Raw genomic sequence first — 22,795 nt, forward strand, 5'->3', positions numbered from 1 at the left:
GGTGAGCCGCGTGCTGGGCTGCGGCTCAGCCGCGTGCTGATCCGCGGGTGAGCCGCTGGTGAGCTCCGGGTGAGCCGCCTACTGAGCCGCTGGTGAGTCGCGTACTCAGCTGCTGGTGAGCCGCCTACTGAGCCGCTGGTGAGTCGCGTACTCAGCTGCTGGTGAGCCGCGTGCTGGGCTGCGGCTCAGCCGCGTGCTGATCCGCGGGTGAGCCGCTGGTGAGCTCCGGGTGAGCCGCCTACTGAGCCGCTGGTGAGCCGCGTGCTGAGTCGCTGGTGAGCCGCCTGCTGAGTCGCTGGTGAGTTCCGGCTGAGCCGCGGATGAGCTGCCGCTGGGCTGCGGCTGAGCCGCGGGTGAGCTCCGGCTGAGCCACTGGTGAGCCGCAGCTGAGCCGCGTGCTGCACCGCGGGTGAGCCGCAGCTGAGCCGCGTACTGGGCCGCAGGTGAGCCGCGTGCTCGGCCGCGCCCGGCGACGGCGGCGCCCCGGCGGCCCCCGGTGCGGCCCACTCCCCAGCCGCGCCACGGGCGCCTACGCTGCCCCCGTGGCCTCCGCAGCCGCGCGTGCCGCCCGTGATCTCACCGCCGACCTCCCGGTCCCCGGCCTGGAGGACCTCTACCGCGACCTGCACCGCCACCCCGAGCTGTCCCTGCGCGAGCACCGCACGGCCGGCACGCTGGCCGCCCGGCTCGGCAAGGCCGGGTTCGAGACGGCCGAGGGCATCGGCGGGACCGGGGTCGCGGGGGTGCTGCGCAACGGCGACGGGCCGACCGTGCTGCTGCGCGCCGACATGGACGCGCTGCCGGTCGCGGAGCGGACCGGGCTGTCGTACGCCTCCGAAACGGACGGGGTGATGCACGCCTGCGGACACGACCTGCACGTCACCTGGCTGGCGGGCGCGGCCGAGACGCTGGCGGCGGGGCGGGAGACCTGGCACGGCACCCTGCTGGTCGTCGGCCAGCCCGCCGAGGAGACCGGGCAGGGCGCGGCCCGGATGATCGCGGACGGGCTGTACGAGCGTTTCGGCCGCCCGGACGTGCTGCTCGGCCAGCACGCGGCCCCGGGCCCGGCGGGCCTGTACCCGCACGCGCCGGGCCTGATCATGTCGGCGTCGACGGACGTGGACATCGTGGTGCACGGCCGGGGCGGCCACGGTTCCCGCCCGGAGGCGACCGTCGACCCGGTGGTGACCGCCGCCTACCTGGTCACCCGGCTCCAGACCGTCGTCTCCCGGGAGCTGGCGGCCCGTGAGGCGGCGGTGCTGACGGTGGGCCGTATCGAGGCGGGCACCCGGCACAACATCATCCCGTCCGAGGCGCGCATCGCGCTGAACCTGCGCACCCAGTCCGAGGAGGTGCGGGCGCGGATGCTGGCCGCGATCCGGCGCGTCGCGCACGGCGAGTGCCTGGCCGCCGGCTGCCCGCGCGAGCCGGAGATCACCCTCGGCAACACCTTCCCGGTGACGGTCAACGACGCCGGCACCGACGCCACGGTGGCCGCCGTGCACGGCGAGGTGTTCGGCGCGGGCACGGTGTTCGACCCGGGCCCGGCCATGGGCAGCGAGGACTTCCCGCAGCTGGCGCTCGGCTCGATCCCGTACTCGTACTGGTTCGTGACGACGACTCCGGCCGAGGTGTGGGAGCAGGCGCCCGGCGAGGGCTTCGAGGAGAAGTTCGCGGCCGTGCCGAGCAACCACAGCCCGCACTTCGCTCCCGACCTGTCCACGATCGCCCCGGGCGTCCGCACGCTGGTGTCGGGGGCGCTCGCGTTTTTGTCAGTGGCATGACCTAGTGTTCGCCACCTAGTCTTCGCTAATCCGCCACACACGGCTCACAGGGGACCCACACAACAGCCGTGTCCCGTGGCGCCCATGTCTTCATTCGTTCCGGGGGGTTCGAATCAGCGTGCGAAAGCGCTCTCTCTCGGCTGCCACCGCTCTGGCGGCCCTCATCGGCTCCGTGGCGCTCGCCGCCACTCCGGCCCACGCCGCCACCAGCGCGATCCTGCCGATCAAGTCGGCGGGCGACGTCGTGGTGGACGGCGTCCACAACCGGGTCTTCGTCAGCGACCCGAGCAACGGCAAGATCGTCGTCACCGACTACAGCGGGACGGTCGTCAAGCAGCTGACCTCGCTGGCGGGGGTCACGGACCTCGACCTGTCGGCCGACTCCGGCACGCTGTACGCGGCGCTGCCCAAGAGCGACGCGATCGTCGCCTTCGACACGGCGACCGCGACCGAGACCACCCGCTACTCGGTGGGCCCCAACCCCGCCTACCTCACCGTCATGGACGGCAAGCTGTGGTTCGGCTACGGCACCGCGGTCTCGGGCGGCAACATCGGCTCGATCGACCTCACCGACCCCGAGCACAAGGTCACCTACGCCCAGGACACCGTCACCTCCTGGTTCTCCGCACCCATGGTGGACGGCGCCCAGGGCACCCTGGTCGCGGGCATGCCCGAGCAGAGCCCGTCCGAAATGGCCACGTACGACGCCTCGTCCGGCACACTCACCCGCCTCGCCCACGGCAGCGTGGAAGGCAGCGGCCTGAAGGAACTGGCCGTCACCCCCGACGGCAAGGACGTCGTGGTGGCCAACTCGTACCCCTACTACCAGGGTGTCTACAAGACCGCGGACCTGACCGCCGACGGCCAGTACCCGGCCAACGCCTACCCGAACGCCGTGGACATCGCCCCGGACGGCTCGGTCGCCGCCGGCATCACGGGCTACAACGAGCCCGACGTGTACGTCTTCAAGCCGGGCTCGCACACCTCGGTGCGGGAGTACGACTTCCCCTCCACCAGCAGCGGCGGCAACGCCGACCTGCTGGCGAACGGCGCGCTCGCCTGGGCGCCCGACGACTCCCGGCTGTTCGCGGTGTCGTACAACTACGACGGCGTCTACCGTCTGCGGGTCCTCGACGCGCCCACCAAGGCGGCCACCGTCATCACCGTCGAGGCCCCCTCCACCGCGACGCGGGCCAAGCAGCTGACGGTCAAGGGCAAGGTCACCTCCAAGGTCGCGCTGCCGGCCGGTCTCAAGCTGGCCGTCACCCGCACCGACCTGGAGTCCCCGAACGGCAAGGCCCTGCCCGCGGTGACGGTCAAGGCCGACGGCACGTACTCCTTCACCGACACCCCGCCGGCCGGCGGCAAGGTGAAGTACAAGGTGGCCTACGCCGGCGACGCGGACCACGCGGCGGGCTCCGGCACGGACACCGTCGAGGTCTCCCGCGCCAAGCCGGCCCTCACCATCAACAACAACGGCAAGGTCTACTCCTACGGCAAGGACGTGACGTTCACGGCCCACCTGGGGACGACCTACAAGAACCGCACGGTGGAGATCTGGGCCGACCCCTTCGGCTCCGACAAACCGAAGAAGCTGGTGAAGTCCGGCAAGGTCAACTCCCACGGCAACCTGTACGTCACCCTGGACCTGAAGCGGGACACCAAGGTCACCGCGAAGTTCGCCGGTGACGCCCGCTACCAGCCCCGGTCGGTCTCCAGCACCGTCGGCGCCAAGGTGAGCGTGTCCACCTCGGTCAGCGGCCACTACAAGGCGAAGAGCGTGTGGAACCACACGTACTACTTCTTCCACAAGTCCAAGAACCCGCTGATCACGACGAAGATGCCGTACTACCCGGGCCGCAAGCAGAAGTTCGAGTTCGAGGTGTACTACCAGGGCAGGTGGTACCCGGGCGACCCCGCGTACTTCGCGCTGGGCACCAGCGGCGTGTCCAAGGTGACCATCACCGGCAACCACAGCCAGGACGTCGGCTGGCGGTTCCGCGTCCGCTCGTCGTACATCAACGGCTCCTCCGGTGACACCGTGAACTCCACGACGCACGGCGCCTGGAAGTACCTCACGTTCACCAACTGAGGCCGCTGAGGCCGCTACCGGGTCGCCTGAAGCTCCCGCAGTTGCCGCTGGACGTTCTCCAGCGCGCCCTGCCGGCGGCCCGGCACCCGCAGCCTCAACTCCGCGAGCGCGGGCCCGAGTTCACGGGCCCGCGCCGCGTCCTCTATCCGCCCCCACTGATGGTGGGCCCGGTCCACGGCCGCCTCCACGGCAGGCGCGTCACCCGCCTGCCCCGCGGCCAGCCGCACCCCGGCCACCCCCATCCAGGCCCGGCAGCTGCGCACCGCGTCCCCCGCGAACATCGCCAGATCGGCCCGCACTTCGGCCCAGTGCAACGCCTCGTCGGACACCGGCCCGTACCCCCGTATCGCCGCCTCCTCATACCGAGCGGCCAACACATCGGCGTCCCCGTGCCGCCCGGCCTGCACGGCGACACTTATGGCGGCGTGCGGATCCAGGACTCCGGCCGCCCCCGACTGCCGAGAACGCCCCCACCCCGGCTCCCCTTCCACCCCACCGCCCCGAACCCGGGCCGCGCCCTCCAGCCCGCCGAACTGGATCCCGGCTTCCCCTTCCAACCCGCCGACCGGGACCCCAACCGCGCCTTCCGACCCACCGCCCCGAACCCCGACCGGGCCCTCCACCCCGCCGCCCCGAACCCCGGCAGCGCCCTCCAACCCGCCAACCCGAACCCCGGCCGCACCCTCCAGCCCGCTGCCCCGAACCCCGGCCGCGCCCTCCAGCCCGCCGAACTGGATCCTGGCTTCCCCTTCCAGCCCGCTGCCCCGGACCCCGGCTTCCCCTTCCAGCCCGCCGCCCCGGACCCCGGCCGCGCCCTCCAGCCCGCCAACCCGAACCCCGGCCGCACCCTCCAGCCCGCCAACCCGGACCCCGGCCGCGCCCTCCAGCCCGCCGAACTGGATCCCGGCTTCCCCTTCCAGCTGACCGAGTCGGGTGGGTGGGTGGGCGAGCGGGGGTCTGGGGGCGGAGCCCCCAGGACCGGAACCCACACCGCCCAGCACCACATCCCGCCCCACGCCGGCCCCGGCGATCCGCGCCCACGCCTGCTCGTGCAACTCCGCCAGCGCCGGCCGACGCCCACTGCGCAGCAGGGTCGCCACGGCCTTCATGTACGACGCCTCGGCGATCCGCCGCCCACCCGGAGGCGCGATCCGCCCGTACACCGCGACGTTCGGCCCCGACTCCAGCGGCCGCTCGGCCAGATACCGCCACGTCTCCGCATCGGCATGCAGATCCACCACCAGCGCGGTGTCCGCGGCGGAGCGCAACCGCAACTCCTCCCGGATCCAGTGCCACGGCAACGCGGTGTACCGCACGGTCGCCGGCGTCGTGCGGGCCAGCGCCAGATGCGGCAGCCGCTGACGACGGTCCAGCTGCAGCTGCCCGGTGATGTACAAGGTCAGCGGCCCCGGCGCCGCCGCCGCGGCCCGCAGCCGCGTCAACACCCCCTGCGGATCCAGCGGATCGGCGAGTTCGACCACGTTCGCCGTGTCGGTGCCGGACAGCACGGCGGGGGCGACCGCGGCGAGGACCGGCAGCACACCGGCCGCGTCCACCAAGCGCCCCTTGCCCAACGGCGAGGCCGCGAGCAGCAGCACGGTTCCGGGCATCGTCCCTCCCCCTGTCGGTCGCCTGCTGTCAGCACCGTAACCGCTGCTGCTGCAAACCCGTGTGTCAGGACCGCGAACGTCCCCCGGCCGAATTCCCGCCCACCGCGCGCCTCCGGACCGCGAAGACCGTGGTGTCGTCGTCCAGCCGGCCGCCGCTGTGCCGCAGCACCCCGTCACGGATCCGGCGCACCAGCGGCTCGGGGCGGGCCTGCCGGGGGTCGGCCGCGACGGCCCGGCTCACCTCCCTGACCAGCTGGTAGAACTCCCCGTCCCGGTCCCGCGCCTCGGTCACCCCGTCGGTCACCACCAGCAGCGTCTCCGCGTCGCTCAGCGGCAACCGGTGCAGCGGCGGGCCCCCGCTCACGAGGTCGCCGAACCCGATCGGCACGCCGTCGCCGGCGGGCAGGGACCGGACGCCCTCCGGTCCGACGGCGAGCGGGGGCTCATGACCGAAGTTGATCAGCTCGATCGTGCCCGGGGCGTCCTCGGGGAAGCCGACCAGGACGGCGGTGGCGAACCGGTCCTCCTCCTCCCGGCCGATCGCGACGATGTGCCCGCGGTGCCGCTGCATGCGCGCCTCCAGCCGCTCGGCGACGGTCCGCAGATCCGTCTCGTGGTAGCCGGCCTCGCGGAACGTGCAGAGCAGGGCCGCCGCCGTCTCCACCGCGCCCAGGCCCTTGCCCTGCACGTCACCGACGAGGACCCGGGTGCCCTGCGGACTGGGCTGGATGTCGTAGAAGTCGCCGCCCACCCGGGCGACGCTGTCGGCGGCCAGGTACACCGCCGCGTGCTCCAGCCCGGCCCAGACGGGCGGCAGCGGGCGCAGCACGGTACGGCGGGTCGTCTCGGCGATGTCCCGCATGCGCACTTCCCACCGCTCCCGGCGCAGCCGCAGTGCGGAGGCCAGCGTCGCCAGGGCGCCGCCGAGCGCGACCAGGACGAAGTCGGCGAGTCCGGCCCGGTACTGGTCGGGCCAGGCGTTGTCCACGGCGAAGTACGTCGCCACCGACAGCACGGCGTACGCGGCCGTCGTCCGGACCCCGCAGATCGCCGCGGCGAAGCCGGGGACCAGGACGATCCAGGTGACGATCCGGAACCGCTCGCTGGTGTTGAAGTCGACCAGCGCGATGCCCACGAGCAGCGCCAGCGGCAGCAGCGGCAGCAGCCACGCGATGTTCCGGCCGCGGATCCGCGGCACCTGCCGTCGGCGCCGGTACTCGACGTCCGTCACGCCTGGCTGCCCTCCATGTCCCTCAGCCAAGCACGCGGGTACACCGGCCGCATCCGGGCGTGCGTCATGGGCGCGTGTCATGTGCCCACGTCATGCCCCTTGCCCGGAGACCGTGTCCGGGCACGTGTCCGGACACGCATACGGGACCTCGTACGGGACCGCGTACGCGACCTCGTACGGGATCGCGTACGGGGCGCGCTTCACCCGCACGGCCGACTTGCCAGGCCGTCCCCCCAGGTGTGCCCTGGAAGGCGGGGGCGAGGAGAGAGGAGTGCTCTCATGGCTCACGCGGCACCCGCGCCTGGTAGCAGGCCCCGCCCCGGCCTCACGCCCGGCTCCGGCGGCGCGGCTCCGGCCGTCTACCGTCCGCCCGACGTCTTCGACGCCCGCACCCATCGGATCGCCAGGATGGCCGTGCCGGTCGTGCTGGGGCTCGTCTACGGCTACTGGGCGGCGGCCAACCGGCGCAGCGGCGGCCCCATCACCGGCTGGAACCTGCTGTTCGGGTTCGTCACGGCGATCGTGTTCGCGGTGGCGTGCGCCGGTCTGCTGACGGTGGCCCCGAAGCTGCGGCGGGAGGTGCACGCGATGCTGTGGACGGCGTTCGTCGGCTGCGCGTTCGGCTTCCTCTACAGCCAGACCGGCGCCTCGATCATCCGTTCGATAGGCATGTCGCTGGTGGTCTCGGCGGTCACGTTCATCGTGTTCTTCTACCGCTTCTACACGCACGAGGACGCGTTCGGACATCGCATCCGATGAGCCCTGGGAAAGGGCGCCCCCGACCCGCATGTGCGTGGTCCCCGGCCGGCACCGGCCGGGGCCCACGCACTCCCCTGTGTTCCCTCCTCACCGGTCGCCGGGCTCGCTCCAGCCGCCCGGCGACGTTCCCGGGGCCCCGTCTCCCCAGCACCAGGAAACACCCGTTCGGGTGAACCCTCCACCGGAGAGCGGAATCCCCAGGAAGGCCCAGGAGTTCCCAGGAGCCCCCAGTGCCTGTCCCGGCTCCGCCAGGGGACGCGGCCGTTCGGCTCGACTTTTCGCCCGGATGCACGCACACCACTCGCACCGCGGGCCCCCGGGCCGTTGCCTGGAAGCGTGCCCCCACGCCTCAGGAGGGCCCTGTCGGCCGCGCTCATCGCCCTGTCCTGCCTGCTCGTGCCGTTCGGCGCGCTGGCGGCCTGGGCGGCGTACACGCTGACCGACACGGGCCGGTACGTCACCACGATGGCACCGCTCGCCGCCGATCCGGACGTGCGGGACGCCGTCGCGGAGACCGTCGGGAACGACATCCTGCGCGAGGTGGACCAGCGCATGGACGTCCGCCCGGTCCGCGGCTCGGTGGGCCCGTTCGTGCACGACGTGGTGCGCTCCTTCACCCAGACCCGCGCCTTCCGGCTGGCCTGGGACACCGGCAACCGGGTCACCCACGACGCCGTCCTGCGCGCCCTGCGCGCGGAGGAGCCGGACGAGGAGGCGGCCGGGCGCCCGGTGACCGTCGACCTCGCCCCCGTCACCGCCCAGGTCAAACGGCAACTCACCCACGACCACGTCCCGCTCGCCGCCCACATCCCGGTGCAGCACACCGAGGTGCCGATACTCCGGGCGGGCGAACTGGCCCGGCTTCGGAAGGGGTTCCACGTGCTCGAAGTCGCCGGTTTCTGGCTGCCGGTGGCGGCCGTCGTCTTCGCCGTCGCCGGGATCGCGCTCGCCGTGCACCGCCGCCGCGCCGTCGCCGCGACCGCGCTGGGCACGGCCCTGGGCGGCGCCCTGCTCGCCCTCGCCCTCGCCGTCGGCCGCGCCCTCACCCTCGACGACCTGCCCGCCGACGTGCCGCCCGCGGCCGCGGGCGCGGTCTACGACGCGCTGACCTCCACCCTGCGCACGGTCTCCTGGCTGCTGCTGGGCCTCGGCCTCACGGTCGCCCTGGTCACCTGGCTCACCCGCTCCCTGCGCCCGCCGCGCCGCCCCGCGCGACGCCGGCGAGCGTCCGCAGCGCCCGCGCCAACTCCGGCTCCGGCACCGACGCGAGCCCGAGCCTGACGGCGTCCGGGGTGCGGCTGGGGTCGACCGAGAAGGCCGTACCCGGCGTGACGGCGATCCCGTGCTCCCGTGCCGCGGCCGTGAAGGTGTCCGCCCGCCACGGCGCGGGCAGCCGCCACCAGGCGAAATAGGCGGCCGGGTCGGACCGTACGGCGAAACCGGCCAGCTCCTCGACGACCAGCCGCTGCCGCCGTTCGGCATCCCGCCGCTTCTCCGCGACCAGCCGTGCCACGGTCCCGTCCCCGATCCAGCGCACGGCCGCCTCCAGCGCGAACGCCCCCGCACCCCACCCCCCGGACCGCACGGCCCGCGCCACGGCCTCGGCCCGCTCGGCCGGAACGACGGCGAAACCGGCGGTGAGTCCCGGCGCGACCCGCTTGGACAGCCCGTCGACGAGGTGGACGAGACCGGGCGCGAGCGCGGCGAGCGGCGGGGGCCCGCCCGGGTGCAGGAAGGACCAGATCCGGTCCTCCACGACCGGTATCCCCAGGCTGTGGATGACGTCGGCCAGTTCGGCCCGCCGTTCGGCGTCCACGGTCAGCGAGGTCGGGTTGTGCAGGGTCGGCTGGAGGTAGAGCGCGGACAGCGGTGCGGTGCGGTGGACGGCGGCGACCGACACGGGCAGCGGCCCGCGCTCGTCGCAGCCGAGCGGGACCAGGGTGCCGCCGAGCCGCGCGGAGATCTCCCTCACCAGCGGGTAGGTCAACGGCTCGACCCCGATCCGGCCGCCCGGGCGGACCAGGGAGGCGAGGGTGGCGGCGATGGCCTGCCGGGCGTTGCCGGTGAACAGGATCCCCTCCGGGTCCGGCCGCCAGTCGCCGGTGGCCAGCAGCCCCGCGACCGCCTCCCGGGCCGCCCCGGTCCCGGCCGCCGCGGCCGGCCGGCGCAGCGCCTCGGCCAGCGCGTCCGGGCGCAGCAGCGGCGCGAGGGCCGGGGCCAGCAGCTCCGACTGCCCCGGTACGGACGGGTAGTTCAGCTCGAGGTTCACCGGCAGGGCGCCGGCGTCCGCCTCGGTCAGCGCCCGCCCCGGCTGCGCGTCCGGCTCGGTGGCCCGCACGAACGTGCCCCGCCCGACCTCGCCCACCACCAGTCCCCGGCGCACGAGTTCGCCGTACACCCGCCCCACCGTCGAGGCCGCGATGCCGTGCCGCCGCGCGAACGCCCGCTGCGGCGGCAGCCGTTGCCCGGGCCGCAGCCGGCCACCGGAGATGTCGGCGGCGATCCGGTCGGCGATCCGCCTGAAGTCCTCCACAAGTCCCCCTGCCCGTCCAGCTCTCTGGATTGCACCGAGGGCAAAGATTTTATTGCACCGAGGAGTTGACGCCTCCTAGGGTCGCACCCATGCCCCCCTTCCTCGCATACGACGACAAAGGCCCCGAAACCTCCCACCGCCTCCCTCTCGTCCTCGTCCACGGCCACCCCTTCGACCGCACGATGTGGTCCCCGCAGGCCGCCGAGTTCTCCGCCGACCGCCGCGTGATCACCCCCGACCTACGCGGCTACGGCGCCTCCCCCGTCACCCCCGGCACCGTCCCGCTCTCCCGCCACGCCCAGGACCTCGAGGAACTGCTCGGCCTCCTCGGGGTGGACTCCTTCGTGCTCGCCGGTCTGTCCATGGGCGGCCAGATCGCCATGGAGTGCTACGACCGCTTCGGCGACCGCGTCCGGGGCCTGGTCCTCGCCGACACCTTCCCCGACCCCGAGACCCCCGAGGGCAGGCGGGACCGGGGCGCCATGGCCGACCGGCTGCTCGCCGAGGGCATGCGCGGCTACGCCGACGAGGTCCTGGACAAGATGGTCGCCCCCTACGCCGACCCCGAGGTCAAGGCGCATGTGCACCGCATGATGACGGCCACCTCCCCGCAGGGCGCCGCCGCCTCCCTGCGCGGCCGCGCCGAACGCCCCGACTACCGCCCCCTGCTGGCCAGGGTCACGGCACCGGCCCTCGTCGTCGTCGGCGCCGACGACACGTACACCCCGGTGGCGGACGCCGAAGCCATGCACGCGGCACTCCCCGACTCCCGCCTGCACGTCATCGAGCGGTCGGCACACATGCCGAACCTGGAACGGCCGGGGGAGTTCAACGGGGCGCTGGGAGAGTTCCTGCGGGCGGTGGACCTGCTGGAGGACTGGGGCCACCGTCCCCAGGGCCTAGGGTCACCGGTACCCCCGGACCGGGGGTGAGCAGGGACGAAGCGACCATAATGGCCGCATGTCCCGAGAGTTCCCCATCAGCCTCACCCCTCCCGACTGGCTGGTGCGGAACCTCCGCCCCCAGAAGGCGCCCGTCAACTGGGCCGCCATGGCCCGGGCCGCCGTGGGCATGTCCCTCCCGCTGGCGCTCGGACTCGCGGCCGGACAGCCCGCGTACGGCGCGCTCGCCTCCATGGGCGCCCTGAACGGCGTCATCGGCGACACCGCCGAGGCCTACCGCATGCGGGTCCTCACCATCGCCGTGCCGCAGCTCCTCGGCGCCGTCGGCGTCATCCTGGGCTCACTGGTGTACGGGCAGGGCTGGTACGCGGTCGTCACCGTCACCGCCGTCGCGCTGGTGTCCGGGATGATCTCCACGATCGGCGCGGTGTCCTCCGTATCCGGACTGCTGCTCCTGCTCAACTGTGTCGTGGGCGCGGGCCTCCCGCTGCCCCACCCCTGGTGGCTGGCACCGGCCCTGATGACCGGCGGCGGCCTGCTGGTGCTGCTGCTGGCCCTGCTGGCCTGGCCGCTGCGGGCCGGGGTGCCGGAGCGCGCGTCGGTCGCGGCCGCGTACCGCGCGGTGGCCGACCTGCTCGCCGCCTGCGGCGACCCGGACCGCTACGCCACCACCCGCGTCGACGTCACCCAGTCCCTGAACCAGTCGTACGACCTCATCCTCGGCCACCGCGCCCACCACCACGGCCGCAGCCGCCAACTGACCCGGCTGCTGGCCCAGTTGAACGCGGTCACGCCGGTCGTCGAGGCGGCACCCGCCGTCCACCTCGCCGGCCGACCGCTCCCGCCGGAGGTCCCGGAGGCGGTCCGGCACGTGGCCGACGTCATCGAATCCGGCCGCACGGGCCCGTTGGCCCTGCCGTCGCTCCCCGTCCCCACCACCGAGACGGCCCGCGCCGTCGACCACGCCCTTCGGTACGCCGCCGAGGTGGTCGCCACCCCCGAGGTCGACCCGCGCGGCATCGACGACCGCCTCGGCCGCCCGGCCGCGCTCGGCATCCGCACGGCCCGGGCCGCCCGCAACGTGGTCCTGTCCGCCAACTCCTGGCGCTACGGCCTGCGGCTGGCGCTCTGCATCGGCATCGCCCAGGCCCTGGTGTCCCTCGTCCCCGTCCCCCGCTCCTACTGGATCGCCCTGACCATCACCTTCGTCCTCAAGCCCGACTTCGGCTCGGTCTTCTCCCGGGCGCTGCTGCGCGCGCTGGGCACGGTAGGGGGCCTGGTCCTCGCGGCGGGGGTGCTGGCGGAGGTGCCGCGCGGCTGGTGGGACGTGCCCACGATGCTGCTGCTGGCCCCGCTCGTGCCGGCCCTGACGCCCCGGGGCTACGGCTTCCAGACGGCGGCCATCACCCCGGTGATCCTGCTCCTCTCGGACATCCTCAACCACCAGGGCACGGGCCTGCTGCTGCCCCGCCTCCTGGACTCCCTCATGGGCTGCGCGATCGCCCTGGTCGCCGGCTACCTCCTCTGGCCGGAGAGCTGGCACACGCGCGTGGGCGACCGCCTGGCCGACGCGGTGGCGGACACGGCGACCTACGTCGAGGCGGCCTTCGGCCCGGCCACGGACCCGTCGTCCCGCGCCCGCATGCGCCGCCGCCTCTACCGTGACCTCTCCACCATCCGCACGGAGTTCCAGCGGGCCCTCACCGAACCCCCGCCCACCGGCCGCCGGGCGGCCGCCTGGTGGCCGCTGGTCGTCGCCGTGGAACGCATCGTCGACGCGACGACGGCGGCCCGGGTCCGCGTCCGTCACGGCGCACCGCCCCCGTCACCGGCCGAGGTCCGCCACGTGGCCCTCCAACTGCGCGAACTCTCCGAAGGCGTCCGGTACGCGGACTCCCTCACCGCGGTCCCGACCCACCTCACCGGCCCCTCGGACAGCGTCCTGGAACCCCTGCGCCAGGAGGTGGCGGCGGCCCGCGCGATCGCGACACCGCACTGACGAGTCCTCGGCGCGACCGAAACGCAATACAAGGCAGCTAACCTTACGTGTCCGTCCTGGCCAGGGATCGACGGAACCAACTCACGCGAAGGGTTGCTTTCATGGGCATTCTCACTCGTCTGCGGAACGCATTCGGCCGAGGGCGCAAAGGTCGCCCCGCCGAAGCAGAGAGTGCAGACCATCACCTTTCGCAGGGCCCGACCCCGCACCTCCCCGAACCCCGCACCCCCGAAGCGGCCTCGACCACCGAAGAACACGATCTGGTCGCCGCCGCCTTCGACAACGTCGCGGTCCCCAAGCAACCCGACCGCGCGACCGAGGCAAACACCGGGACGAACCTGCCGGCCGAGGCCGAGCCGGTAGCCGAGGCGGAGCCGACGGCAGAGGCGGAGCCGACGGCAGAGACCGAGGCGCAGCCGGAGCCGGTGGCCGAGGTCGAGCCGATCGCGGAGACCGAGCCGCTGGCAGAGGCCGAGGCGCAGCCGAAGCCTGAGCCGGTGACTGAGGCGGAGCCCGAAGCCAAGGTCGAGACTGAGGCGGAGCCGGAGGCCAAGGCGGAGCCTGAGCCGGAAGCAAAAGCGGAGCCTGAGCCGGAAGCAAAGGCGGAGCTGGAGGTACAGCCGGAGGCCGAGCCGGAGGCAGCGGTTGAGCCTGAGGCCGCGCCCGAGGCGGAGCCGGAACCGGTGGCCGTGGCGGAGACGGAGTCGGTCGTCGCGGCAGCGGACGAAGCCGCAGTCGCCGACGGCGAGGACACTCCACAGGGGCCACCCGCAGCCGACAACGAGACCCGCACGGGTGGTGCGGGTGGGAACGAGACCGACGCCGAAGGCGAAGCCGAGGCGTCGGCCAAGACCGAACCCACGCTGACTCCGGAACCCGAGCCCGAGCCGGTGGCCGAGGCAGAGCCAGAGCCGGTCGTCGCGGCAGCGGACGAAGCCGCAGTCGCCGACGGCGAGGACACTCCACAGGGGCCACCCGCAGCCGACAACGAGACCCGCACGGGTGGTGCGGGTGGGAACGAGACCGACGCCGAAGGCGAAGCCGAGGCCCCGGCACCCACGCCGGCCCCGGAACCCGAGCCGGTGGCTGAGGCAGAGCCGGAAACGGTCGTCGCGGCAGCGAACGAGGCCGCGGACGCCGACGGCGAGGACACCCCGCAGGAGTCACCCTCAGCCGACAACGAGACCCGCACGGGCGGTGCGGGTGGGGACGAAAACCCCGCCGAAGGCGAAGCCGAGGCGCCGGCCAAGCAGGGCCCCGCCACCCCCCTCACCCACCTCACGTCCCGCACCCCCTCCCTCACCACCGCCTACAAGGCCGCCACCACCACCCTCAAGAAGACCGACCTCACCGGCACCCGAGCGAAGCTCTACCTCGTCCTCGACCGCTCCGCGAGCATGCGCCCGTACTACAAGGACGGCTCCGCCCAGGCCCTCGCCGACCAGACCCTCGCCCTCGCCGCCCACCTGGACCCCGAGGGCCCCGAGGCCACGGTCCACGTCGTCTTCTTCTCCACGGAGGTCGACGGCACCACCGACCTCACCCTCACCCCGGACCACGAGACCAAGATCGACGACGTCCACGCCGGCCTCGGCCGCATGGGCCGTACCAGCTACCACGCCGCCGTGGAAGCCGTACTCGCCCACCACGAGAAGAACACCGAGGACCCCTCCATCCCCGCCCTGGTGATCTTCCAGACGGACGGCGCCCCCGACGCGAAGACCCCCGCCACCCAGTCCCTCACCGAGGCCGCGAAGAACCACCCCTCCGTGTTCTTCTCCTTCGTCGCCTTCGGCGAGCACGACAACAAGGCCTTCGACTACCTCCGCAAGCTGAAGACCGGCAACACGTCCTTCTTCCACGCGGGCCCGACCCCCCGCGAGCTGACGGACACGGAGCTGTACGAAGGCATCCTGGCAACCTGGCGCCCGTAACTCTCCGCACCCCCCACAACACTCCGCAGTCACTCCCACGCCGCCCGCTTCTCACCCCGTAAAACGGGAAGCGGGCGGCATACACACGTCGGCTACGATTTCAAGGTTCGAACCCGCAGAAACAGCAGCGACCTGGGAGCAGCCACGATGGCTCGACACCTCATCACCAGCGCCCTTCCGTACATCAACGGGATCAAGCACCTGGGCAACATGGTGGGGTCCATGCTCCCGGCGGACGTGTACTCCCGGTACCTCCGCCAGCGCGGCCACGACGTCCTGTACATCTGCGCGACGGACGAGCACGGCACCCCCGCCGAGCTCGCGGCCAAGGAGCAGGGCCTCCCGGTCGACGAGTTCTGCGCGCAGGCGCACGACGCCCAGAAGGCGGTCTACGACGGCTTCGCGCTCGCCTTCGACTACTTCGGCCGGAGCTCGTCCCCGGAGAACCGCGACATCACCCAGCACTTCGCCCGCAAGCTGAACGAGAACGGCTTCATCGAGGAGCGGGCGATCCGCCAGGTCTACTCGCCGGTCGACGGCCGCTTCCTCCCGGACCGCTACGTCGAGGGCACGTGCCCCCACTGCGGTTACGACAAGGCCCGCGGCGACCAGTGCGAGAACTGCACCCGCGTCCTGGACCCGACCGACCTGATCAACCCGCGCTCGGCGATCTCCGGCTCCACGGACCTGGAGATCCGCGAGACCAAGCACCTCTTCCTCCTCCAGTCCAAGCTGGAGAACGAGGTCCGCGAGTGGGTCGCCAAGCACGACAGGGACTGGCCGCAGCTCGCCTCCTCCATCGCCCACAAGTGGCTGACCGAGGGCCTGCACGACCGCGCGATCACCCGTGACCTGGACTGGGGCGTCCCGGTCCCCGCGGACACCTGGCCGGAGCTGGCGGCCGAGGGCAAGGTCTTCTACGTCTGGTTCGACGCCCCGATCGAGTACATCGGCGCGACGAAGGAGTGGGCCGACCAGGACCCGGCGAACCGCGACTGGAAGTCGTGGTGGTACGACGTCGACACCGACGTCCGCTACACGGAGTTCATGGCCAAGGACAACGTCCCCTTCCACACGGTGATGTTCCCGGCCACCGAGCTGGGCGTGCGCGAGCCGTGGAAGAAGGTCGACTACGTCAAGGCCTTCAACTGGCTGACGTACTACGGCGGCAAGTTCTCCACGTCCCAGAAGCGCGGCGTCTTCACCGACCAGGCCCTGGAGATCCTCCCCGCCGACTACTGGCGCTACTTCCTCATCGCGAACGCGCCCGAGTCGGACGACTCCTCCTTCACCTGGGAGCACTTCACCGCCACGGTCAACAAGGACCTCGCCGACACCCTCGGCAACTTCGTCAACCGTGTCCTGTCCTTCTCCCGCAAGCGCTTCGGAGACGACGTGCCCGCCGGCGGCGAGCCGGGCGAGGCGGAGGCCCGCCTCGGCGAGGAGATCGCGAAGCTCCTCGCCGAGTACGAGTCGCACATGGAGACCCTCCAGTTCCGCAAGGCGGCCGCCGCCCTGCGTGCCCTGTGGTCGGCCGGCAACTCCTACCTGGAGGAGAAGGCCCCCTGGCTGGAGATCAAGACCGACAAGGACGGCGCGGCCCTCACCCTGCGCACGGCGATGAACCTGATCCACCTCTACTCGGTGGTCTCGGAGCCCTTCATCCCGGCGACGGCGAAGACGATGCGCGAGGCCTTCTCCCTGACCGACGACACGGCCACCTGGGCCACCGCCGACGAGGCCCGCACCCTCGCCTCCGTCCCCGCCGGCACCCCCTTCACGGTCCCGGCGGTCCTCTTCGCCAAGCTGACGGACGAGGACCTGGAAACCTACAAGGAACGCTTCGGCGGCGAACCGGCCTGACCAACCCCCGACCGATGCCGGCCCACCCCTCGGGTGAGCCGGCATCGCCGTACCCCACACCGCACGCCCGAGCCCACCCCCGGACCCGAACCCGGCGCTCAGGCCGCGTACCCCAGAACCAGCGCCGCGACCACCGGCGCGGCATAGACCAGCGGGAACGGAATGTGCGTGTACCACCGTGCCCGCGCCACGGTCACGGCGGCGCCGACGAAGTACACCACCAGCCCGACCCCGGCCAGCACCCCGATCACCGGCACGGCCAGCCCGACCACCAGCCCCACCGCCCCCGCGACCTTGGCCACCCCCAGCCAGGTCCACCACCCCCGCGGCACCCGGTAGTCCTCGAGAGCCTTCACGATCCACTGCGCCCGCATGAGCAGCACGACCCCGGAGAACCCGGCCATCAGAGCGGCAAGCAGAGAGACGACGACATAGGCGATACGCATGAGGAACTCCCCTCCAGCAACCTTCGATCCGCACTCCGCGGACACCCCTCTGACACCCCCGCCCCCACCGATGTGACAACCCCCGAAAAAATCTCCGGGCACCTCAGAGATCCTCACGCCTGTGTTCGAGGCACAGGAGCGCCGGGACTCGAAGAAGGCCGCAAGCTGGGCCGGAAGGCGACGCCATACTGGACGCGCTGGGCCGTGCCCTTGCAGGGATGGACCCGAACGCCGCCCGGTTCTTCAGCCAGTTCTTGGATGCACGCCCCATGCGGAGAGCGTGGACGACCTCTTCGCCGACGAGCCCGGCGCCGAGGCGGCATCGACCTAGAGTGAACCGGGGGCGGGGCAGCCGCGCGGCTCGTCTCGGGTCTGGCAAAGTACGGATGCCGTGAACCTCCCCGAATCCCACCGGCGGCTCCTCGCGGATGTCGTGACGGCAGGAGGCCCGTACGGGCTGGTCCTGGCCGGCGGTTATGCCCTTCAGGCGTACGGGCTGTTGCAGCGTCCGCACGCGAACATCGACTTCGCCACCGAGAGCACGGAGACCATGGACGCGATGGCCCGTGCCGTCGGCGCGGCGCTGGAGGCGCGGGGCCGGCAGGTGCGGGCCGCGTCCGTCACGGCGCTCACGGCGCAGCTGACGGTCACGGACCCGCCGACCGGCGAGCCCTGCGACCTGGCGCTGCACAAGGAGACCTTCTGGCAGCCGCCGGAGCTGACCGAGTACGGGCCCACCCTCTCCCTGGAGGACGCCGTCGGCACCAAGATCCGGGCGCTGTACGACCGGGGCGCGGCCGTCGACCTGATCGACGCGCAGGCCGCGGCGGCCCGCTTCTCGCTCCCGGACCTGGAGGAGCTGTGCCGCCGCCACGCCCTCGACCCCTTCGACCTGCCCACGCTCCAGTCCCGCCTCACCGGCACGGACTTCTACTCCGACGCAGACTTCATGCGGTACGGCCTGGACGAGGCGGCCATCACCGACCTGCGCTCCTGGGCCCAGCACTGGTCCGACGACATCGCCGAGCGGCTGATGGAGGAGGGGGAGCCGCCGCCGGAGACGTGAAGCGAAGGGGTGAAGAAAAAGGGGCCCGGAACCTGTATCGGTTCCGGGCCCCCTCGCGGTCGGCGGACCTGCGGCGCTTACTTCGGCTGCGGCTTCCTGATGGTCAGGTGCAGCTCGCGCAGGCGGGACTCGTCCAGTTCGGTGGGCGCGCCCATCATCAGGTCCTGGGCGTTGCCGTTGAGCGGGAAGGCGATCGTCTCGCGGATGTTGGGCTCGTCCGCGAGGAGCATGACGATGCGGTCCACGCCGGGGGCGATGCCACCGTGCGGCGGAGCGCCGAAGCGGAACGCGCGGAGCATGCCCGCGAACTTCTCCTCGACGGTGTCACGGTCGTAGCCCGCGATCTCGAAGGCCTTGAGCATGATCTCCGGCTCGTGGTTCCGGATCGCGCCGGAGGACAGCTCGACGCCGTTGCAGACGATGTCGTACTGCCAGCCCAGGATGTCCAGCGGGTCCTGGTTCTCCAGGGCCTCCAGGCCGCCCTGCGGCATCGAGAAGGGGTTGTGAGAGAAGTCGATCCCGCCGGTCTCCTCGTCCTTCTCGTACATCGGGAAGTCGACGATCCAGCAGAACCGGAACACGCCCTCCTCGAAGTGGCCGGCGCGCTTGGCGGCCTCGACGCGCACGGCGCCCATGATCTTCGAGACCTCGTCGAACTCACCGGCGCCGAAGAACACCGCGTGGCCGGGGGCCAGGGAGAGGCGCTTGGTCAGCTCGGCGACGTCGTCCTCGGTGAGGAACTTGGCGATCGGGCCGCTCAGCGAGCCGTCCTCGCCGACGCGGACCCAGGCCAGGCCCTTCGCGCCCAGCGAGACGGCGTAGTCGCCGAGCTGGTCGAAGAACTTGCGGGGCTGCGCGGAGACGTCCGGCACCGGCAGGGCGCGCACGTGCTTGCCGGCGAACGCCTTGAACCCGGAGCCCTCGAAGACGTCGGTGATGTCGACCAGCTCCAGCTTGGCGCGCAGGTCCGGCTTGTCCGAGCCGTACTTGAGCATCGCCTCGCGGAACGGGATGCGCGGGAACGGCGAGGTGACGTGCCGGCCGCCGCCGAACTCCTCGAACAGCTCGGTCATGAGCTTCTCGACCGGCTGGAAGATGTCCTCCTGCTCGACGAAGGACATCTCGATGTCGAGCTGGTAGAACTCGCCCGGCGAACGGTCGGCGCGGGCGTCCTCGTCCCGGAAGCAGGGCGCGATCTGGAAGTAGCGGTCGAAGCCGGAGATCATCAGCAGCTGCTTGAACTGCTGCGGCGCCTGCGGCAGGGCGTAGAACTTGCCCGGGTGCACGCGGGAGGGCACCACGTAGTCACGGGCGCCCTCGGGGGAGGTGGCGGACAGGATCGGCGTCGCCATCTCGTTGAAGCCCATCGCCGACATCTTCTGACGCATGGCCGAGATGACGGCCGTACGCAGCATGATGTTGCGGTGCATGCGCTCGCGGCGCAGGTCCAGGAAGCGGTACTCCAGGCGCCGCTCCTCGTTCACACCGTCCTCGGTGTTGATCGTGAAGGGCAGCGGGGCGGCCTCGCCGAGGACCTCGACGTCGCCGACCTCGATCTCGACCTCGCCGGTGGGCAGCTCGGGGTTGATGTTCTCCGCGCCACGGGAGACGACCTTGCCGTCGACGCGGACCACGGTCTCCTTGGAGAGCTTGTCCAGCGCCTCGTAGGCGGGGGTGCCGGGGCGGGCCACGAGCTGCGTGATGCCGTAGTGGTCGCGCAGATCGATGAAGAGGATGCCGCCCAGGTCGCGCCGATTGTGCAGCCAGCCACTCAGCCGGACGTCGGTGCCGACGTCAGAGGCGCGGAGCTCGCCGCAGGTGTGGGACCTGTACCGATGCATCGTCGTTCATCGTCCTTCGTGGTGGGGTGATGAGTGCCGGGGCTGCCGCTCCGGCGGGAGCCGGACACGGGGCCCGGACCCATCAAGGGTACCGGGCACGCCAAGATCGGCTCCCCACCATTTCCCGCGTGCGCCCGGCACCGGCTCCGTTCCTTCGGCGGCACCTCCAAGAGCGACTCCTTCGGCGGCACCTCCAACAGCGACGCTCACCCATCGGATCTTCCTACAGTGGCTCATATCATGAAGATCTTCCTAAGGTGGGGCAATGCGCACAGGCGAGTCCCTGCCGCCCGTGAGTGACGTCCTCGCGTCGCTCGCGACCGGGCTGTGGCACGGGGACACGGCCGCCGGGCTGGTCACCGTGGACGCGGAGGCCGCGCGGCTGCTCGGGCTGCCCGCCGCGCCGGCCACCCTCACGGAGTCCCAGACCCGGGCCCGCCTTCATCCGGTCGACTGGAACGAGATCACCGGTGTCGTGCAGCTGGCGGTGGCCGAGGGCGCGCTGGCCGAGGTGCGCGTCCGGATCATGGACGAGCAGGGGCGGATCGTCCGGGTCGTACGCAGCCGTTCGAAGCCGTCCTACGACCCCGAGCGGCAGGCGTACAAGCTGATCGGCACCCTGCAGGAGGTCACCGAGCCGGCCCCGGGCACGCCCGCGGGCCGCAGCGCGGTCACCGGGGACTGGCGGCGCTCCCGGGAGGCGTTCCTGCTGGACGCGGGCCGGGCGCTGGCGGAAGCCCGGTCGACGCAGGAGGTGCTGCGGGTCGCGGCCGGGCTTTCCATGCCGGGGTTCTCCCCGGACGGGCTCGCGGTCTTCGGGGTGGAGGGCGACTGGCTGAACGTCATCGGCCACCACGGGTACCGGCCCGGCGCCGACGCCGCCTTCACCCATATGCCGCTGACCACGAAGTACCCGGCCGCCGACGTCGTCCGCACCGGTCGGTCCGTCTACCTCTCCTCCCCCGACGACTACCGGACGCGCTATCCCGCCACCTGGCCGCTGGCCGCGCACTTCGGCCGCCGCTCCTGGGCGTTCCTGCCGCTGACGGCGGCCGGGCGCACGATGGGCGCCTGGATGGCGGCGTTCTCGTATCCCGTGGCGTTCACGCCCGACGAGCGGGCGGTGCTGACCACGGTCGCCCGGATGCTCGCCCAGGCGCTGTCCCGGGCCGGTGCCGCCGACTCCCAGCGGGAACTGACGGAGGGCCTGCAGCGCTCCATGCTGCCGTCGCTCGGCCCGGAGATCCCCGGGATGAGCGTGGCCGCCCGCTACATCCCGACCGGCGGCGGACTGCAGGTCGGCGGCGACTGGTACGACCTGATCCCGCTGCCCACCGGAAGGTTCGCGCTGGTCATCGGGGATGTGCAGGGGCACGACGTACGGGCGGCGGGTCTGATGGGCCAGCTGCGGATCGCGCTGCGCGCCTACGCCGCCGAGGGCCACCGCCCCGACGCCGTGCTCTCCCGCGCCTCCCGCTTCCTGCACGGCATCACCCGGGACACCCGGGACACCCGGGACACCCAGAACACCCAGGACGACGCCCACGACGAGCAGCAGACCGACCTGCGCTTCGCGACCTGCCTGTACGCGGAGGCCGACCCGGCGACCGGCCTGCTGGAGGTCGCCCGCGCCGGGCACCCGGAGCCGGTGATCCGAATGGCCGATGGCACGGTGCTGATGCGGCCGACCGCGGGCGGGCCGCCGCTGGGCATCGACCCGGACGCCGACTACCCGACCACGCGGTTCACGCTGCCGCCCGGCGAGACGCTGATGCTGTGCACCGACGGTCTGATCGAGACCGGCGGACACGACGTGGACAGCGGCTGGCAGCGCATCCGCACGATCCTGGAGGACTACGACCCCGAGTCCGCCACCGCCGCCTACGACGCCGACGGCAGCGGCGCCCTGGCCGGCCGCGACGGCGCCCTGGAGGGGCTCGCCGACGCGCTGGTGCAGGCCGTACACGGACCGTCCTCCCACCACACCACCGGCACCCTGACCGACCGCCGCGAGGACGACATCGCGGTCCTGCTGCTGCGCCGCTCCGGCGACGGCCTCACGGACCTCTGCGGCTCCGCCTCCGACTCCGTTTCCGACTCCGGCACCCCGCTCGCCGTACGGCCACGGGTGCGGCGCACGCTGCTGTCGGTGGCCCAGGACGAGCCCGAGCGGATCGCCGAGGCCCGCCGGCACCTGCGCGCGCTGCTGCACGACTGGGCCTCCGCCGAGCAGATCGACTCCGCGGTGCTGCTGCTCTCCGAGCTGCTCACCAACGTCCTCGTCCACACCGACGCCGACGCACTGCTGCTCGCCGAGGTCTGCGGCGAGAAGCGCGAGCGCCGACTCCGCGTGGAAGTCACCGACGCCGGCGACGACCTCCCCCACAAACGCCGCCCCGGCGAGCTCGCCTCCTCCGGCCGCGGCCTGATGCTGATCGAGCTCATCGCCGACGCGTGGGGGGTCGACCCCCGCGGAGAGGGCAAGAGCATCTGGTTCGAGCTGTACGAGTCGGACGGCGCGGGATCCTACGAGCCTGACGGCACAGGGACCTACGGGTCCGACGGCGCGGGGCCGTACGGGTAGGACGGCGCGGGGCCGTACGGGTAGGACGGCGCGGGGCCGTACGGGTAGGACGGCGCGGGGCCTCAAGGGTCCAGCGGGACGGGTCCAGCGGGACGGGTCCAGCGGGATGGGGGTACAGCGAGATGGGGGGCCACGGCCCGACCGCTCGGGA

Annotated in this window: 15 protein-coding genes; 10 read left to right on the plus strand and 5 right to left on the minus strand. The window is 72.5% G+C overall.

The annotated features are described in order from the left end of the window. Positions 1-542 precede the first annotated feature (542 nt). Complete coding sequence (locus ABZ865_RS17135) at positions 543-1,784, plus strand: amidohydrolase (RefSeq protein WP_361230605.1); 1,242 nt, start codon at positions 543-545, stop codon at positions 1,782-1,784. A gap of 118 nt (positions 1,785-1,902) precedes the next feature. After that, positions 1,903-3,876, plus strand: coding sequence for an Ig-like domain repeat protein (locus ABZ865_RS17140; RefSeq protein WP_361230608.1), 1,974 nt, complete (start codon positions 1,903-1,905; stop codon positions 3,874-3,876). Between the two features lie 14 nt (positions 3,877-3,890). Here ABZ865_RS17140 and ABZ865_RS17145 read toward each other — a convergent pair whose 3' ends face one another. Both ABZ865_RS17145 and ABZ865_RS17150 read right to left on the minus strand, forming a co-directional pair. Continuing rightward, a complete protein-coding gene (locus ABZ865_RS17145; RefSeq protein ID WP_361230611.1) occupies positions 3,891-5,486 on the minus strand; it encodes a hypothetical protein in 1,596 nt (531 codons plus the stop codon). Positions 5,487-5,550: 64 nt separating this feature from the next. After that, entirely contained in the window at positions 5,551-6,717 is a 1,167-nt protein-coding gene (locus tag ABZ865_RS17150) for a SpoIIE family protein phosphatase (RefSeq protein ID WP_361230614.1), read from the minus strand. Between the two features lie 279 nt (positions 6,718-6,996). Between ABZ865_RS17150 and ABZ865_RS17155 the strand changes: the two genes are divergently transcribed. After that, positions 6,997-7,476: a hypothetical protein gene (locus ABZ865_RS17155; RefSeq protein WP_361230617.1), complete on the plus strand. Its 480-nt coding sequence runs from the start codon at positions 6,997-6,999 to the stop codon at positions 7,474-7,476. Positions 7,477-7,812: 336 nt separating this feature from the next. Beyond that, positions 7,813-8,757, plus strand: a complete 945-nt coding sequence (locus tag ABZ865_RS17160; protein WP_361230620.1) for a hypothetical protein — start codon at positions 7,813-7,815, stop codon at positions 8,755-8,757. On the opposite strand, the gene ABZ865_RS17165 is transcribed toward ABZ865_RS17160, so the two are convergent. Further along, on the minus strand, positions 8,654-10,009 hold the full coding sequence (locus ABZ865_RS17165) for a PLP-dependent aminotransferase family protein (protein ID WP_361230623.1): 1,356 nt from the start codon (positions 10,007-10,009) through the stop codon (positions 8,654-8,656). The genes ABZ865_RS17160 and ABZ865_RS17165 overlap by 104 nt on opposite strands. 89 nt (positions 10,010-10,098) lie before the next feature. Between ABZ865_RS17165 and ABZ865_RS17170 the strand changes: the two genes are divergently transcribed. From ABZ865_RS17170 to metG, 4 genes are all read left to right on the plus strand, one after another. Beyond that, on the plus strand, positions 10,099-10,941 hold the full coding sequence (locus tag ABZ865_RS17170) for an alpha/beta hydrolase (RefSeq protein ID WP_361230626.1): 843 nt from the start codon (positions 10,099-10,101) through the stop codon (positions 10,939-10,941). A 28-nt stretch (positions 10,942-10,969) separates the two neighbouring features. Further along, a complete protein-coding gene (locus tag ABZ865_RS17175) occupies positions 10,970-12,910 on the plus strand; it encodes an FUSC family protein (protein WP_361230629.1) in 1,941 nt (646 codons plus the stop codon). Between the two features lie 101 nt (positions 12,911-13,011). Further along, entirely contained in the window at positions 13,012-14,844 is a 1,833-nt protein-coding gene (locus tag ABZ865_RS17180; protein ID WP_361230632.1) for a VWA domain-containing protein, read from the plus strand. Between the two features lie 147 nt (positions 14,845-14,991). Beyond that, positions 14,992-16,707: a methionine--tRNA ligase gene (metG, locus tag ABZ865_RS17185; protein ID WP_361230635.1), complete on the plus strand. Its 1,716-nt coding sequence runs from the start codon at positions 14,992-14,994 to the stop codon at positions 16,705-16,707. 98 nt (positions 16,708-16,805) lie between these two features. Here metG and ABZ865_RS17190 read toward each other — a convergent pair whose 3' ends face one another. After that, positions 16,806-17,153 (minus strand): DoxX family protein, encoded by a 348-nt coding sequence (locus ABZ865_RS17190; protein WP_361230638.1) that lies wholly within the window; start codon positions 17,151-17,153, stop codon positions 16,806-16,808. Between the two features lie 391 nt (positions 17,154-17,544). Here ABZ865_RS17190 and ABZ865_RS17195 point away from each other — a divergent pair, with 391 nt between their 5' ends. Continuing rightward, positions 17,545-18,219, plus strand: coding sequence for a nucleotidyl transferase AbiEii/AbiGii toxin family protein (locus ABZ865_RS17195; protein ID WP_361230640.1), 675 nt, complete (start codon positions 17,545-17,547; stop codon positions 18,217-18,219). A gap of 77 nt (positions 18,220-18,296) precedes the next feature. Here the strand turns inward: ABZ865_RS17195 and aspS are convergent, their stop codons facing one another. Beyond that, the gene (gene aspS, locus ABZ865_RS17200; protein ID WP_361230643.1) at positions 18,297-20,060 is read right to left on the minus strand and encodes an aspartate--tRNA ligase; all 1,764 of its coding nucleotides are present in this window, start codon (positions 20,058-20,060) and stop codon (positions 18,297-18,299) included. A 265-nt stretch (positions 20,061-20,325) separates the two neighbouring features. Here aspS and ABZ865_RS17205 point away from each other — a divergent pair, with 265 nt between their 5' ends. After that, positions 20,326-22,644, plus strand: a complete 2,319-nt coding sequence (locus ABZ865_RS17205; RefSeq protein ID WP_361230646.1) for a SpoIIE family protein phosphatase — start codon at positions 20,326-20,328, stop codon at positions 22,642-22,644. Positions 22,645-22,795 lie beyond the last annotated feature (151 nt).

The sequence above is a fragment of the Streptomyces sp. NPDC047085 genome (genome assembly GCF_040643735.1).
In the GTDB taxonomy this organism is placed as follows: domain Bacteria; phylum Actinomycetota; class Actinomycetes; order Streptomycetales; family Streptomycetaceae; genus Streptomyces.

Coding starts and splice junctions, on each gene's coding strand:
- ABZ865_RS17145 (WP_361230611.1), bottom strand. CDS start 5,486: ATGCCCGGAACCGTGCTGCTGCTCGCGGCCTCGCCGTTGGGCAAGGGG.
- ABZ865_RS17155 (WP_361230617.1), top strand. CDS start 6,997: ATGGCTCACGCGGCACCCGCGCCTGGTAGCAGGCCCCGCCCCGGCCTC.
- ABZ865_RS17170 (WP_361230626.1), top strand. CDS start 10,099: ATGCCCCCCTTCCTCGCATACGACGACAAAGGCCCCGAAACCTCCCAC.
- ABZ865_RS17175 (WP_361230629.1), top strand. CDS start 10,970: ATGTCCCGAGAGTTCCCCATCAGCCTCACCCCTCCCGACTGGCTGGTG.
- ABZ865_RS17180 (WP_361230632.1), top strand. CDS start 13,012: ATGGGCATTCTCACTCGTCTGCGGAACGCATTCGGCCGAGGGCGCAAA.
- metG (WP_361230635.1), top strand. CDS start 14,992: ATGGCTCGACACCTCATCACCAGCGCCCTTCCGTACATCAACGGGATC.
- ABZ865_RS17190 (WP_361230638.1), bottom strand. CDS start 17,153: ATGCGTATCGCCTATGTCGTCGTCTCTCTGCTTGCCGCTCTGATGGCC.
- aspS (WP_361230643.1), bottom strand. CDS start 20,060: ATGCATCGGTACAGGTCCCACACCTGCGGCGAGCTCCGCGCCTCTGAC.
- ABZ865_RS17205 (WP_361230646.1), top strand. CDS start 20,326: ATGCGCACAGGCGAGTCCCTGCCGCCCGTGAGTGACGTCCTCGCGTCG.